Raw genomic sequence first — 16,111 nt, forward strand, 5'->3', positions numbered from 1 at the left:
AAAAAAAAAAGACGTAAAAACTTCCGATCTTATAAGAGGTGTATCACTTGCTGTATCAGTTGCGGTATCAGATTCAGTATCAGCAGGATCATTTTTACGGTTGCCGGTATCGGTTGCCGTATCAGTTTTGCGACTGGAAGCCGTACCGGTATCAGTTGCTGTACTGCCTGAAGTCTCATTTTTGATATCGCATGAAGTACCGGTATTTTCTGAAGTATCATCTCCGGTATTCCTTGCCTTCTTAGATTCAAGACTGGTATCGTTTGCTGTATCGCCAGCGGTATCATTTTTAAGATCGGCTGAAGGACCGGTACCACCAGTAGTCTTTGTTCCTGTATTGGGTGCTGTCTCAGAAATGATACCGGAAGAATTCTCATCTGGTGAAAATTGATGTTCACGGCCACTTTCGGTTGTATCATTTATGGTACCGGTATCAGATTCAGTATCAAAAGACAAGTCGTTCATCGTATCAAGCCGGATGCAACTCACCTCACTGCCGCGGTGCAGGTTGGAGGATGCCTTGTAGCGGATATAGCCCCAGTCGGTAAGTTCTTTCATGCACCGGGCATAGGTATTGGCCGAACCGATCCGGGCCAGGTCCATCATCTCGGCACGCGATATAACAAACCGCTCGCTGAACCGGCAGGCATTCCATTGCCGGAACAGCGCCAGATACAGGCTGATATGATAGGCTGTCAGCCGTCCGTCACCGGAAACCCGGTCAAAAAAGGCATTCAGATGCGCGATGTAATTCATCGGAAACGATCAAAAGAGGACAATGTTTTCGGTTGGTTTTCCTTCATCATCTGTTTGATGTCCTCGTAGTCGTAAAACATCGATCCATGAATCTTGGTATAGGGTAAGGTTCCGTTAACCCGAAGGTTCTGAAGCGTCCCCGGGGAGATGCCCAGCAGTTCCCGCACTTCATAGGATTTGAGCCACTTTTTGGCTGGTTGGCCGTGGTGCTCCTTGAGCATCTTCTTTAACTCCTGCAGGAGCTCAATTTTAAATTCCCGCAAATCATCGGTGGTTACAATTTCTGTTGGCATAACAATTTAATTTTAAATGATTGATTTTGAATAATCCCAAAATTGCACCCTTTCAAGTAAAATTATACCCCACCTAAACCCACGTGGGTATTTATATGGTTAAGTATTTATTGCGTATCCCCCACCCTCTCCAGTTATTTAAGCCTGTGGTTGATCCGTCGGCGCAATACCGCCACCAGGCGCGAAAGGTATTTGACAGGATCGGACCTTTTATAATTTACTTGTTCGAAGAGATCTGGAAAATCCATCAGGCTTGTAAAGGATGAATGAGTGAGATATTTCACCAGTATTTAATCTCAGATGGTCCATTTCTTTTTGTTGATAAATAGATTTTATTCGAGAAACACATCCAGGTATCAGAATGAAAACTTGTGCTTTTTTTCTAAATTGCGGGGCTTTTCACGACACCATGATTGACCAATCTTTAAATAAAGGCCTTAAAAACGGAGAACCATCGAGCTACGATTTGTTGTACTCGCTAACCGCCGCTCGTTTAAAGAACTACTGCCATATTTTTATCAAAGACCAGGTGTTGGTTGAAGACTTAGTGCAGAATGCCTATGTGAAGCTTTGGGAAAAGCGACTGCTCATCAAACCGGATCGGTCAGTTGAAAGCCTGTTGTTTACCATCATCCGAAATCAATGTTTGAATCATATTCGTGATCAAAAAATGGCGGTGGAGTCGTTCTCTCTCGATGAATACTCCTGGAGTGAGCTGCAGCATTTGTATCAAATTGATTTTTCGGGAAAAGAAGACAAAACCTTAGAAGAGCAATTGTTCGAAGCCTTGAAAGATGCCATAGACCAACTTCCTGAAAGGCAAAACGAAATCCTGGTAAAATGTAAGATTGAGGGGCGGCGACAGCAAGAAGTGGCCGACGAATTGGGTATTTCGCTGAAAGCCGTGGAAAAAAATCTGGCCAAAGCCAAAAATAACCTGCGGCAGGACCTATTGGTTCGGTTCCCCGAACTTTCCTTACTCATTCTGATGATGCTAAGTTAGGCTGGGCCAAGAATCTTCTCCAGGGGGGTAGGGATTTTTGATATCCGGTGTATTGATAATGAAAGGGTATTCATTTATGAAGAAGAAAATACACCAATATTTATTAGGGAACCTTCCGGAAAAAGAGCAAGCCGCTTTGCTTGAATGGCTTGCATCACCATTTCAAAACAGCACATCAACTTGCTCAAAGTCATACTGGAGTCTATCAATTACCAAGAGATAAATTTTTATGGAGCTAAGAAAGTTTTACATCATTGCTATTTTAAGTTTTTGGGCTTTGGGGGTAGTGGCCCAGCCCGTTAAGATTATTTTCGATACTGACATGGAATCGGATGTTGACGATGTTGGCGCTCTGGCTATGCTGCATGGGCTGGCCAATAAGGGGGAGGCCGATATTTTGGCGACGATGGTTTGTAGCCTCAACCCTTGGGCAGTTCCTGTTACCGACGCGATTAATACTTTTTGTGGACGTCCTGATATTCCGATTGGCGCAGTAAAGACACTGGGGGTATACCGAAATTCAAGTTATGCGAAAATTGTTTCAGAAGAGTTCCCGCAGGATATTGGCTTGGGTGAAAAATCACCTGATGCTCTTGCTCTTTATCGGAAAATCTTGACGGAACAACCTGATACAAGTGTCGTCATTGTCACAGTTGGCTATCTGACCAACCTGTCTTATCTTTTGCAGAGCTATCCTGATGACATCAGCCCATTAAGCGGTAAAGAACTGATCCAAAAAAAAGTAAAACATCTAATTTGTATGGGGGGGCGCTATCCTTTAGAACAGAATCCAGCAAGGTGGGGAAATTTCAAACCCGATCCGGCAGCCGTTCTATTGGTGAGCAAAGATTGGCCCACTCGGATTATTTTCACTGGCGGCGGAGCATTTGCTGATGAAATACCAACCGGCAAAGTGACCTTTAATTTTCCTCCTGATTCAAACCCTATTTCAAGGGCATATGCTATTTTCCTAAAAAGCTGGAACAGAGATTGGCATCACAGCGCTGATCTAATCGCTGTCTATATTGCCGTTCGGGGGTATCATGAGTTCTTTCAATTGAACACACAAGGTTACAACCATATTTTTGAGGACGGCACAATGATGTGGCGTCTTCAACCGGACAATCCTTTTCACCAATATGTTAGCAGCTTCAAAGAAGGGATCAAACCGGAAAATGTGGCCGCGGTATTTGATAGTCTGTTGTCTGGGCCTATTACGCTTCAAAAGTAGCGAATTCTTATGTGCAGATAAGGGCATAATTTCTCTAAAAGTCTATTTCCCTGCACGATCACAAAAGTTTACCGGAGTTCTTTTTCGTTAATGAAGTTCTCTGGTGCTGATTTTTTGAATAAAAGGAGTTAAAAAAAAGTGGTTGAGGTAGGGATTTTTGATGTTCCGTGTATTAATGATGAAAGGGTAATCGATGATGAAAGAGAAAATACAAAAATATTTAGAAGGTAAACTGCCAGAAAAAGAACAGCAAGCCTTGCTTGACTGGCTAAGGGACGAAGAACACCAACAGGTTTTTGATTTGGAAAAAGCCCGGTGGTGGAAAGAACGGAAATTGAGCCGGGAAACACGAACATCAGACATGGGGCAGGTTCTTCTGCATGAGCGTTTAAAGGAGAAACACCAATTGAAGCGGTCGGGACGCATGTTGAACTGGTATCGGTATGCTGCCATTGCGTTATTGGTGATTGGTCTGTCAGGCAGCGTATTCGTGTACAATAGCTATTTCAATACCGCACTTCAGCTTACTGAAATCCATACGGAACCGGGGCAGATGTCGACGGTAACCATGCCCGACGGAAGTAAAATCTGGATCAATGCGGATACCAGGTTGACTTACAATAACCACTACGGAATCCAAAACCGGGCGATTCAGGTTCAGGGTGAAGCTTATTTTGACGTGGCCAAGAATCATAAGAATCCGTTCATTGTTGATTTGGGATCCTTGAAAGTGAAAGTGACCGGCACCCAGTTTGGCGTTTCCAATTACGACGACCTGAATGAGGTGAATGTGGTATTGGAAGAGGGGAGTGTTGAAATTCAATCGGCAGCAAATAAATTTATAACGAGCCTGAAGCCGGCTGAGTTAGCCGTTTTCAATAAAAAGACCAACACCATTCAAACGTTGGAAGTTAATCCGGAGCAATATACTTCGTGGAAAGATGGAACACTGAACATTTTCGAGTTATCGCTGGAGCAACTGGTCGTTAAACTGGAGCGGAGATACAACCAGGAATTTGAAGTTGATCCGTTGGTGAAAGACCTCCCCTATACGTTTAGCATCGACGGGGAATCCTTGTCAGAGGTACTTTATCTAATTGAGCGGATTTCGCCAGTCAAGGCACAGCAAGAAGGAAATATCATTAAACTCAAGTATATGAATCGCTAAACATGTCTAAAAAAAAACAGGAAAGTGCGGGAACACTTTCCTGAGGTCAAGCCTGTCATTGATAGATGACAATTTTATAAACCTTTTAATGCAGTTCAAAATTATGAAAAAAAAATTAGGAATCTGGGGATTCTTGTCTCCATTTGTTAAATCTAAAACGGGAAGAATTATGCGGTTAACGTTTATCTTTCTTCTGACCGGGCTCCTGCAGGTAACTGCAAGTTCGTTTGGTCAAAACACCAAGCTCAATCTCGAATTGCAAAATGTTGCGGTTCGCGAAGCGATGCAGGCCATCGAAACCCAAAGTAAGTACCGGTTTGCCTACAGTTCTGAATTCATTGATTTGGATCGAAAAGTGGATCTTTCCTTGCGAAATCAAAGTATTGACAATACGCTGAAGTCCTTGTTTGATGGTTCAGGAATCACCTACGAAATATCCGACCGGCTCATCATGCTTTATGGTAAGACGGACCGCTTGAATGCGCAACAAAATGTAACGGTGACGGGTAGAGTGACTGACGCTTCCGGCGAACCGCTTCCTGGCGTAACGGTCGCTATCAAAGGCACCGTGCAGGGAACGATAACTGACCAGAATGGAAACTATTCGTTGAACAATGTTCCTGGTGACGCGACCTTGGTTTTCTCGTTTGTAGGAATGAGGGCGCAGGAATTACCAGTTGCCGGAAAAACAGTCATCAACGTGGTGCTGGAAGAAGAAATGGTGGGCGTGGATGAAGTGATTGTGGTTGGCTACTCTGTTCAGAAAAAATCAACACTGACTGGTGCGGTATCACCTGTCAATGTTGACGACATGTCAAAGCGCCGTGTTGCTGATCTGTCACAGGCCTTGCAAGGGCAGGTGGCTGGTGTGCAAGTAAGCCAAAGCACCGGTGCTCCCGGCGATGAAATCAATATCCGCATCCGGGGTGAGGGAACAATTGGAAACAACAACCCGCTGTACATCGTTGACGGTGTGCCCACCCGCGAGCTTAGCTTTTTAAACCCGGCTGATATTCAGTCGATGACAGTCCTGAAAGATGCTTCTGCTGCTGCAATCTACGGGTCGCGTGCTTCCGCTGGGGTCATCATCATCACAACAAAAAGCGGTGTAGAAGGTCGGTCCGTATTTGATGTCAATTACTACCGCGGCGTTCAAAATGCGGTAAACTTACCTAACATGCTAAACACGGCGCAATACGTCAACGTTGTCGAAAAGGCATGGAACAACGCCGGGTACAGCGGAACAAATCCCTATACTGCGGACAAAGGAAGAGCAGATTTTGCCAATACCGATTGGCTGGATGAGGTATTTGAGCCAGGCTATTCGCAGAATATCCAGCTTACAGCCAGCGGTGGCAACGAAAAATTGCAATACCTGATTTCCGCCGGCTATTTCGACCAGGATGGAATTGTTGTTTTTGACAACGACAAATACCAACGGTATAACTTTAGGACCAATATCAATGCTGATTTGACCGACCGGATTAAAATCGGGACCAACCTGCAACTTTCTTACGCCGCCCAGGATAAATTGTCGTCCAAAGGCGATGCTCCGGGCATCATCCGTCATGCTTTGTTGCGTCCACCGGTTCTTTCTGTTTATAAAGACCCAAGCGACCCTAGCTATTCGGAAAGTGACCCGTTTACCGATTTGCCTTTCTACCTTCACAATAACCGCGACAACGGAGGATGGGAAAGCGACAAATACGAGTGGACCCAAAATCCAGTCGCGCTGGCCTATTTTACTGATGATAAACGATCCAACTTCAAGACCTTTGGCAATCTTTATGGCGAAGTGTATTTCTTAAAAGATAAATCACTGAAGTTTAGAACCAGTGTTGGCATTGATTTGAATTTCACGCACAACAAGGCATTCTACCGAAACTTCGGAGATGATGATGGTGGCGGCAGCGAGGTTGACAAAGGCACAGGCCGCCAAAACCGACCAAACGGATTGAATGAAGATCGAGGCGAAGTGCTGACAGTATCGTGGAACAATACGTTGAACCTGAACAAAACCATCGGAAAACATGCCATTAACGCTTTAGTTGGAAGCGAGTTTATCACCAATTATGCGTCAAGTATCAATGCATCCAGAAGACGTTACGAATACGACACAGAAAAATTCAGGTACATCGATTTTGGTAGTACCGAACAGGATTTGTGGAATGGCGGCTCAGGCTCAGAATGGGCATTGTTGTCATTCTTTGCCTCGGCCACCTATGTATATGATTCAAAATACATGCTCACGGCAAACTTCCGGGCCGATGCTTCATCACGCTTTGCCGAAGATAACCAGTGGGGCTACTTCCCTTCGGTTTCTGCAGGATGGAAACTTTCTGAAGAAAACTTCATGGCGCAATATGACTGGCTTTCCGACCTGAAACTCCGGGCAAGCGTTGGCCAACTTGGCAACCAGGAAATTGACAATTATGCCTACCTCACCCTTATCAAAAAAGACGGTGACAAATATTTGATTTCCAGATATGGGAATTCCGACCTGAAATGGGAAACCACCATGCAGTACAATTATGGTGTCGATGCCGGCTTTTTCAGAAACAAACTGTACCTGTCAGTTGATTATTTCCAAAAAAACACCACCGATATTTTGCTGCCCATTTCGTTGCCAAAAATTGTTGGCGACGTGCAGCCAACCATTGTGAATGCGGGAGAGGTAAGCAATAAAGGGCTTGAATTTGGCGTGACCCTGCGAAACAGTGAACGGGCGTTTAAGTATAGCGTCAATGCCAACTTTTCCACCGTTAGAAACAAGGTGGAAAAATTGCATCCAAACCTGCCCAGCATGGTTGGCCAGGTTACCCGGACTGAAGTTGGACAACCGCTAAACGCGTATTACGGATATGTTTTTGAAGGGATCTACCAGAATAATGCTGAAATTGAAGAACATCTTTTCGAGACAGCCAACCCAACAGTGGTTCCGGGCGACATCCGTTTCAAGGATTTAAATGCTGATGGCAAAATCGATGACAACGACCGCGATTTTATTGGTGATCCCAATCCTGAAATTTTATATGGGCTAAACCTTTCCGGATCATACAAACGGTTTGACCTGTCTTTCCTCTTTCAGGGAATTGGACAGGTGGATCGTTACAACGATTCGAAAAAGATTGTTGATTACGATACACGCCCGTTCAACTACACCACAGGAATACTCGGCAGTTGGGACGGCGAAGGATCAACCAACAGCAGGCCGCGTGTTAGTTTCACCGATAATGGTAGCAGCAAGATTTCCAGTATCTACGTTGAAGATGCTTCATTTCTGCGCCTGAAGAACGTGGAGTTGGGCTATTCATGGTCAAACATTCGCAAATTTGGCTTGAAGAACATCAGGTTGTATGTGTCAGCTCAAAATGTATTTACAATAACTGATTACAGCGGTCTAGACCCGGAATCAACCGACCTGATGGACATGGGCACTTATCCGCAGTCGCGTTCATTCATTGGCGGAGTTAATCTCAGCTTTTAATCAAACCATCAAAAAAATAAACAGATATGAAATTGAAACATAACATATTCCTTCTCGCAACCTTATTCTTGGTGAGTTGCGAAGGTTATTTGACCGAAGACCCAATTGGATTGTTGACCCCGGAGCAGGTGAACCTGGAGCCGACAACTACCAGCGTAAACTATTCTGTGAGTTCATCATACCAACTACTTTCAAGTACGTTAAACATTATCGGCGAGTGGGGATGGGATGATGGTACGGTGACCCGGAATGACTTCATTTTGCACGATATTGCTTCAGATGATATGCAAAAAAAATGGAACCCCGATGGCGACCAAGCCTGGATGGACCAGTTTAACAACTTCAGTTTTGTTGCGTCTAACGGCGGTTTTAACGGTACCTGGAGCTACGACTATGAAGGGATTTCCCGTGCCAATACGGCAATCAGTTATTTGACCGATGACGAAATGATGGGCAAGCTGAACATGGATCCATCATTAAAAGACCGCCTTTTGGGTGAATCCTATTTCTTACGTGCCTTCTACTATTTTGATTTGGTAACCGTGTTCGGTGATGTGCCTTTACTGCTGACGCCGCTGGCTTCTTTCGAGGAAGCTTACGAAGTGGCGGTCAGGGTTGATCAGGCAGAGGTCTGGGCACAAATAACCAGCGACCTGGCCAATGCAAAGGGACTGCTGCCAAACAGCAAATATTCGGTTGAAGCTGAAAAATGGCGTGCTTCCAAAGGCGCTGTCATTGCCATGCAAGCTAAAGTCGCGCTGTTTAATGAAAATTGGCAGGAAGTGATCAACCTGGTCGGTGAGTTGGAAACCCTTGGTTTTTATCAGCTAAATGCCAACTATTTTGACTGTTTTAGTGTGGCTCAGGAATTTGCTGATGACGAAGTGATTTTTGCTTATGACCACCAATCTTCTCAAACACCTCAAAAGGGAAATGGCCTGTGTGCATTGATTGGGTGGGGCTTTGTTGCGCCCGAAGCAAATTTTGTCGAAGCATTTGAGGCCAATGACCCGCGCTTGTTTTACACGGTAGATATTGATGCAAAAAATGTAAACAAACTTTTGGGCACCCTGGACGGAACAAACAAAGGCAACGACGATTCGCCGAGCAACCGGATTTATATCCGTTGGGCCGATGTTTTGCTCTGGAAAGCTGAAGCACTTTTGGAAACCGGCAAACCAGCCGAAGCTGTCGGGGTAATCAACACGATCAGACAAAGGGCTCGTAATTCGGTTACGGCAAGCGGGGGCACAGCTCCAACAGGCACCTTGCCCGACAGGAATGTCAATGAAACTGACGCCACCGTGATTAAAGATTGGTTGATCCACGAACGACGGGTGGAACTAGGCTTTGAGTCGCACCGCTACAATGATTTGAGGCGTTGGGGAATCGCAAAGGATGTGCTTGGTTCGCGTGGTTTCCAAGACCACAACTACTTGTATCCCATTCCACAGGGAGAGATTGATAAATCAGGCGGAAGCATCACGCAAAATGCAGGGTATTGATCCTGATCTTTTTAATTTTATTTATTACATAATTTAAAAACATGAGAACCTTATTTTTATTAGCCGTCCTTTTTTTCCTTGCGCAGTGCAGTGTCCAGAAGCCAGCACAGACGACCACTTTTTTAGTGCCTTTTACAAAGAACCTGGACGTGAATCCGTGTTTAACTCCTTCCGATACCATCCGTTTTTACTGTCCGGTGCGCGAGGCTGAAGTCCAGTGGGAGGAAAAAGATGTTTTTAACCCAGCCAGCGCGGTAAAAGGCGACACTTTGTTTTTACTCTACCGGGCCGAAGATACGATTGGAAAATACAATGGCACCTCTCGGATCGGTTTGGCTTACAGTCTTGATGGTTATCATTTTCACAAAGAAGCGAAACCTGTTTTATACCCCGATCATGATGAGTTCTTGAAGTACGAGTGGGAGGGTGGATGCGAAGATCCGCGCCTGGTTGAAGATGAAAACGGCACGTATTTCATGACTTACACCGCTTATGACGGCGACAAGGCCCGGCTTTTTGTCGCCAGTTCAACCGATTTAAGGCAATGGACAAAACATGGATCCGTGTTCCAGAAGGCGGGAGACCAATTTGTCGATATGTGGTCAAAAGCCGGTTCGATTGTGAGCCGGCAGGAAAACGGACGCATGATTGCCACAAAAATCAATGGCAAATACTGGATGTATTGGGGCGAATCAAACATTTACATGGCAACGTCCGATAATTTGATTGATTGGTCTCCGCTATTGGAAACCGATCCGCAGAAAATGCAGCTGGATACCATGCGTCATTACGACACAGCCTTTCAAATTGTCTTCTCCACACGTGAGGGAGAGTTCGACAGTGAACTTGTTGAGCCGGGACCACCCGCCCTCATCACTGACGAAGGCATTCTCCTAATATACAATAGTAAAAACAGTCCGACGTTTGGAGACAAAAGCCTGGCACCGGGCACTTATGCCGCCGGCCAGATTTTGATGGACAAAAATGATCCGACTGTGGTTTTACAGCGCATGGACGAATGGTTCATCACCCCCGACCAGCCCTTTGAAATTACCGGGCAGGTCAATAACGTCTGCTTTGTGGAAGGCCTGGCTTTTTTCAAGAATAAGTGGCTACTGTACTATGGCACTGCCGATTCGAAAATTGCAGTAGCCGAGTCGGATGGAAAGCTTGATTGAAAGCAATAGCTAAGCTACTCTTGTCATCGAGGAAGATAGCTGGGTTTCTTTGCGTTCCAATTGATTTGAACCTGTCAAATCGAAGCGATAAAAAGCCTCGGGAATTTTCTACTCCCGGGGCTTTGCCGTGTATCGAATCAGACAAAACTCATTTTGGTTAGGGTCTTTGTTGACCTTACCAGGCCAGAACATACTTTAGCTTGAGTAGTGTATTTTATTCCATGTACTTCTAACATTTCATGAAGCACACTCAAGAGTACGTTTCTTTGTCCCTAATGACCCCAGACGATTCCCTGCTAGCATTCTGTTTTTTCGGTGCAGGGCTAAGTTTAAGTATCCCCCACTCTCTCTGGTTATTTAAGACGGTGATTAATCCTTCGGCGCAATACCGCCACCAGGTGTGAAAGGTATTTGACCGGGTCGGACCTTTTCTCCAAATCACTTTGAGTGTCGTAAATTCCCTTTTGCAAATCGATATGAAACATCCACTCGAAAGCCCTGACCAGGTCAATGATGGTTGCTTTCCCATCGTTAACAGAACCGGCCAGGTAGATGGAATACAGAAGCTCATAGACATCAATCTTACTCCCCGTCCATCTCAGAAAGGCTTTGGGCAGTTCAATTCGTTCCGGGTGATCCAGTTTCTCCATTTCATTGTTGATGTAATGAAGCAGCATTTCGTTCGCCATAATTGTGGAAAAGGTATGATCATGCCAAGTGCAGAAATCCCCGTCCATGAGCGAAAGGATGCCTTCCACTTCCAGCGGGACTGCTTCATTATTTCGCAAAAAGTACTTTTCGTCCAGATGATTGTGACCGCATCGGTAGTATTGAACAATTCCCCGGTTCTGTCTCATGAACTTCAGAATCTTCTTTTGCTCCCTTTGAAAATATTTTTTCTGCCTTCTGTCATCAAGCTCAAGGCGCCAGCTCTCCATGGCAAAAACAGTCTGGTAGTGGATGAGTTTGCTGGAGACCGCTGGTTTAACATCCTTAAAAAAGCGGATTTCCGATTCCTGATCCGGGAATCCCCGGGCAAGAACCATCCGCCTTAATTTGACCAAGGCCGCCTTACATCTTCGAATGCTCTGCCTGGTGGTGTTCAACACATGATCAGAAGTCAATGCAACTTGCTCCAAATCTCTTTCCAACTCGATGATAATGTGGGAATACGCTTCCATACTAAAAAGAATGCTGAATGAATTTAGTTTACGGGTACAAGAATCAAAAATCATCACCTACGGGCAGTACTTGACTATGCCAGTTCGACTGCCGTTTCTGAAATGATTGGCGTTACAGGGAGGACGTTCAGTTTGCAACTGAAGTTAATTGAGATTGTATCGATTTGTTTGGGTGTAATTTTACTCTTTGGACTGTTTGCTTGGCACTACCAGCAAAAAGTCTGGGAATGCCGCGATGGCTTTGCTATGAAAACAAAGGAATCGAAAACCGGAAAAACAGTGGTGTAGCTGCGAGCGTTTTAAACACTGCCAGCTCGTTTCAAGGTATGACCACAGCCAACTATAAACTTTCATTTCCCGCAGACTGTTTTAGTCTAAGAATATAAACTTGGACATCGTTATGTGTTATGATTTTAAAGCGCAGGTCATCACCCAGCTGAAGCGGGCCCATCACCGCCGGGACAAGGAAGCGGTGCGGATATTAACCGAACGATTACTGAAGCTCGGTGTTAAAGATTTGCACCATACCACGGGATTTGATCATCCTGCCGTGTTAATTTACACAAAAGATCAGCCCCATGACCCGGTTGTGGCCCGTTGGGGTTTCGTGCCGGAAAGCACCAAGGATAAAGACAAACAGCTACAGGTATGGAACAAAACGCTGAATGCCCGTGGCGAAGACATGTTTGAAACCTGGTCGTATAAATATTCGGCGCGGGCAAAACGCTGCCTGATTTGTATTGATGGTTTTTTTGAACATTACCATTTCAAAGGGAAAACTTACCCCTATTATATTCACCGGGCCGACGGCGAGCCGATGACGCTGGGAGGCCTGTGGTCGGAATGGGAAGACAAAGAAACGGGCGAAAAACTGACCACCTTTTCGATTGTCACCGCCCGTGGCAACGATTTGCTGGCCCGGATTCATAATAATCCGAAGTTGAAAGGCCCCCGCATGCCGCTTATTCTTCCGGATGATGCCATCGACACCTGGCTAACAGAAAACGTGGAATCGGAGGCAGAGAAAGAAAAGATCCTTGGCCTGGTAAAACCATACACCGATTCAGAACTGCAAGCGCATACCGTGCGCAGGCTCCGTGGCAAAGAAGCCGTTGGAAATGATCCGATTTCAGATCAGGAATTTCGTTATCCGGAACTTGATCCAGAACATGACCAGGGAACATTATTTTAATCATTAGGATTTCAGCCGGCACCATAAGGATACAGGTGAACTCTTATAAAATCAAACAGTTGAGTGGCTATTCGACTACTAAGCTTGTTTCATCCCTGATGTTTTTTTGATTATTGTTTTATCATCTGGCAAATTCCTTTTGTACTTCGTTGGTAGATGCTTTGTTAATTGATATGCTGCAACCCCAATTGGCTTGTTTGTTCAAGTATACAGCAAGCAGTTGTTACACAATGATGCTAGAAGTCAGCAAGTTGTCCTATTCGCAACATTAGAGGAAAGCGAACTTCTTTTGTTTGTCTATTGTCCCAATAGCCATCCAGTTCGTGTTCGAATTGATTTACTGGATTGTGGCCGTTCTGCCTGATATAGTGTCTGACAGCTGACCACATGTTTAAGTACCCAAGCAAATGCTCCCTGGTCCATTGTAATTTGTTTACAAACCGTGGGGCCTGGATTTCGTTAAATGGAAATGGAATCGTATTATAGTGTTCGTCAATGTATTTTCGTTCTTTGTCCCAATAAGCGCCGATTATCTCCTGATAAAAGTGTTTGATCCGTTGGTCTATTTGTTTGGAAACTTCAATTCTGCCATAGCCGACCGCACAGATGATGCCACCCCGTTTGGCTGTCCGTCTTACTTCTTCAAAAAATCGTTCATAGTCAAACCAATGAATGGCTTGTGCAATAACGATTAAATCAAACTGATTCTTCTCAAAATTTGTTGCTTCGGCTGGCTGTACCGAATAGTTGATATTGTCTGCCTGTAACGCATGGCTTATTTGAGACTGGCTGATGTCGGTTGCAAAAACGCAGGCAAAAGTTTTCGCTAATTCATAAGCAACTTGTCCATTTCCTGTTCCGCAATCCCATGCGTTCTGCTTGCTTGGTACGATTGAATTCAGATAATCAAAAAAAATCGCTGGATAAGTCGGTCTGTATTTCGCGTAGTTGTCTGATTCAATTGAAAAATTGTCCTTCATAAATTTCAGTTCGTCATTAATGGATCATTCTCTTGTGGTTGCACATCATTTAATGGTTCCCTCCATCGCTAACCAACACTACATACGGAAAAAAATCATGGCACACAAAAAGTCTTCCGGCAGTTAACAGGAAGACTTCTTGGTATTCATACGCTCGTGAAAGCACAAATTAGTCATTACGCATCCGGTATCTCCGGCTCCACTAACCTCATTAGCTTGTCCAGCGATTCCTGCCAGCCCAGGTAACACATCTCCGCCGGAATAACAGCGGGAATTCCTTCCTGAGTGATTCTCATATCGGTCCCTGTAGAAACTTCCCGCAACCAAACCGTGGTTACCATTTCACCCGGCAGGTTCGGATCATCAAACTGATCGGTGTATTTCAAAAATTCATTGGGTCTGAGTTCAACATATCTTCCACCGAATGAGTGACCCTTCCCGGTCGAGAAACTCTGAAATGACATGCGGTAAGAACCTCCTACCTGTACATGCATTTCATGTACCGTACAAAGAAAGCCATACGGCGGCAACCAAGAAGAGATTGCCAATGGATCGGTGAATGCGCGATATACCTTTTCGGGTGACGCTTTGAGAACCCGGTGTAACGAAACGCTGTTGTCGGTCATAACGAAAATTTTATGTATCCCTACTCGTTTGGCTTTTCGGTTCCGCCCGTTTTTGCAATGGTCGCTGCTCCACCGTCATGCAGCCTACTTCTGGCTAGACCTGACTATACAAAGGTTGTCAAATCATCTGATGTTCACCGGGTGGACCTCCGTCAAAACGACAGGCTAAATACGACAATTTGCTGTTTCGGGCGCGTTGCCACCTTTATACCGCCAGCCGCTATTTTGATAAGCATTTGAACTCTTTCATTGATTCTACCACACGATTGAAGCTCGACAATGAACTCGCTGCTGTCCAGTCCAATCGCATGTAAATCGAAAGCACGGCTGCTTATTCGCGGTTGGTATGATCGTTTTCATTTTTAAGTCGATTCCACTGATCTTTGATGTTCGTCTCGCCATCAAAATAATTGGCATGTGAGTCTTTATTGAAAATTTCAAAGGATGGGGCAATCAGGATCTTGTCCGAATCTGGATATTCTGCAATATCATATCCCAAATAAGTTCTGATGTCCAGGTAAACACAGGGGTCGGACGTATGGTTATAGAGTTGGTGTGCTCCGGTTGCTCCTTTTTCAAAAAACATGATATCTCCGCTATTGACAATTTCCAATCCATTTGGCGTTCGCAAGGTTGCAGAACCCGAAACGATCATAAATAATTCTTCTGCGTACCGGTGGAAATGATAGGGAGCAGAATATTGGTCAGGATTCAACTGTCTTAAATCAAAGTTCAGATTTTCAGGGTTTACTCCCCTATTCGTTCTCGATGCATCTGTGAATATTCGGAATGGATCAATCTTATTCGGGCTCGCTTCAAATTCTCTTTGGTCTGATTTTAATATTGTTGCCATAACTCAATTTTTTAACCAAAAATAATCAAATCGATCCAATTGTGCTTCATTCACTAACTGATCCCAGAGCCTGGAAGCATCTCCAGTTCCCAACCCGCTCAAAGTTCTCCGAACATTATAAAGAAACTATGAAAGTGGATACAGCAGTTTTACAGAAGACAAGACGGGGTTTGCCACATACTCTGGAATCCTTCTTAGTCTTCTCCGGAAATCCTAAGTATCTTTTGAAAAAAAGTACTTCAACTGGTCAGAAAAAGTACTTTATCTTTTGAGGAAAACTTCTTTATTTTCTTCGGAAAAGTACTTTATCTTTTCCCCAAAAGAAGCTTGACTTTTTCGAAAGGCCCGGTTTCGCGATTAACCCAGGAAACCTCCCCGCTTCCACCCGTGCGTAGCCAAATCTACGCACGTCTGTAGCCAAGCTTACGCACGTCTACGGCAAAACCTACGTGCGTCTCGAGCCAAGCCTGCGTACGTGCGTAACCAAATTTTCACACACCGTAAGTAGCTCTTCCATGCGTGTGTAGTTGTATTTCCATGCGTGTGAAAATTTACGTGCGTACTTATGGAAATTTACTTCCGTACGTATGCAAATTTTTTCCGTTATGTATACCAGATTGACAGGGTTCTTTCGGAAAACAAGGAAAGAAATACCCAT

13 protein-coding genes are annotated in these 16,111 nt (G+C 44.7%); 7 read left to right on the forward strand and 6 right to left on the reverse strand.

Going from position 1 to position 16,111, the window contains the following annotated elements; genetic code table 11:
• Both NC99_RS19440 and NC99_RS19445 read right to left on the reverse strand, forming a co-directional pair.
• Nucleotides 1-756 (reverse strand): hypothetical protein (locus NC99_RS19440; RefSeq protein ID WP_053187914.1); only part of this gene is annotated, 756 nt, incomplete at its 3' end.
• Complete coding sequence (locus NC99_RS19445) at nt 753-1,049, reverse strand: helix-turn-helix domain-containing protein (protein WP_053187918.1); 297 nt, start codon at nt 1,047-1,049, stop codon at nt 753-755. The genes NC99_RS19445 and NC99_RS19440, both read right to left, overlap by 4 nt.
• Nucleotides 1,050-1,410: 361 nt before the next feature.
• On the opposite strand from NC99_RS19445, the gene NC99_RS19450 reads away from it, so the two are divergent.
• The 6 genes from NC99_RS19450 (at nt 1,411) to NC99_RS19475 (ending at nt 10,621) form a co-directional block, all read left to right on the forward strand.
• Nucleotides 1,411-2,052: an RNA polymerase sigma factor gene (locus tag NC99_RS19450; protein ID WP_053187921.1), complete on the forward strand. Its 642-nt coding sequence runs from the start codon at nt 1,411-1,413 to the stop codon at nt 2,050-2,052.
• 229 nt (nt 2,053-2,281) lie between these two features.
• Nucleotides 2,282-3,283 carry a nucleoside hydrolase gene (locus NC99_RS19455; protein WP_053187924.1) on the forward strand — a complete coding sequence of 334 codons (1,002 nt, stop codon included), beginning with the start codon at nt 2,282-2,284 and terminating at the stop codon, nt 3,281-3,283.
• Between the two features lie 193 nt (nt 3,284-3,476).
• Entirely contained in the window at nt 3,477-4,451 is a 975-nt protein-coding gene (locus NC99_RS19460) for a FecR family protein (protein ID WP_053187927.1), read from the forward strand.
• 169 nt (nt 4,452-4,620) lie between these two features.
• Entirely contained in the window at nt 4,621-7,938 is a 3,318-nt protein-coding gene (locus NC99_RS19465) for a TonB-dependent receptor (RefSeq protein ID WP_239684491.1), read from the forward strand.
• Between the two features lie 26 nt (nt 7,939-7,964).
• On the forward strand, nt 7,965-9,443 hold the full coding sequence (locus NC99_RS19470) for a RagB/SusD family nutrient uptake outer membrane protein (protein WP_053187930.1): 1,479 nt from the start codon (nt 7,965-7,967) through the stop codon (nt 9,441-9,443).
• Between the two features lie 41 nt (nt 9,444-9,484).
• Nucleotides 9,485-10,621 (forward strand): glycoside hydrolase family 130 protein, encoded by a 1,137-nt coding sequence (locus tag NC99_RS19475; RefSeq protein ID WP_053187932.1) that lies wholly within the window; start codon nt 9,485-9,487, stop codon nt 10,619-10,621.
• A gap of 353 nt (nt 10,622-10,974) precedes the next feature.
• Here NC99_RS19475 and NC99_RS19480 read toward each other — a convergent pair whose 3' ends face one another.
• Nucleotides 10,975-11,802 (reverse strand): RteC domain-containing protein, encoded by an 828-nt coding sequence (locus NC99_RS19480; protein ID WP_053187935.1) that lies wholly within the window; start codon nt 11,800-11,802, stop codon nt 10,975-10,977.
• A 400-nt stretch (nt 11,803-12,202) separates the two neighbouring features.
• Between NC99_RS19480 and NC99_RS19490 the strand changes: the two genes are divergently transcribed.
• Complete coding sequence (locus NC99_RS19490; RefSeq protein ID WP_053187943.1) at nt 12,203-12,994, forward strand: SOS response-associated peptidase; 792 nt, start codon at nt 12,203-12,205, stop codon at nt 12,992-12,994.
• Nucleotides 12,995-13,230: 236 nt separating this feature from the next.
• Here the strand turns inward: NC99_RS19490 and NC99_RS19495 are convergent, their stop codons facing one another.
• The 3 genes from NC99_RS19495 to NC99_RS19505 all read right to left on the reverse strand — a co-directional run bounded on the left by NC99_RS19495 (nt 13,231) and on the right by NC99_RS19505 (nt 15,453).
• A complete protein-coding gene (locus NC99_RS19495; protein WP_053187946.1) occupies nt 13,231-13,974 on the reverse strand; it encodes a class I SAM-dependent methyltransferase in 744 nt (247 codons plus the stop codon).
• Nucleotides 13,975-14,150: 176 nt separating this feature from the next.
• Entirely contained in the window at nt 14,151-14,600 is a 450-nt protein-coding gene (locus NC99_RS19500) for an SRPBCC family protein (RefSeq protein WP_053187949.1), read from the reverse strand.
• 331 nt (nt 14,601-14,931) lie between these two features.
• A complete protein-coding gene (locus NC99_RS19505; protein WP_053187952.1) occupies nt 14,932-15,453 on the reverse strand; it encodes a cupin domain-containing protein in 522 nt (173 codons plus the stop codon).
• Nucleotides 15,454-16,111 lie beyond the last annotated feature (658 nt).

Source organism: Sunxiuqinia dokdonensis (assembly GCF_001270965.1).
Classification (GTDB): Bacteria; Bacteroidota; Bacteroidia; order Bacteroidales; family Prolixibacteraceae; genus Sunxiuqinia; species Sunxiuqinia dokdonensis.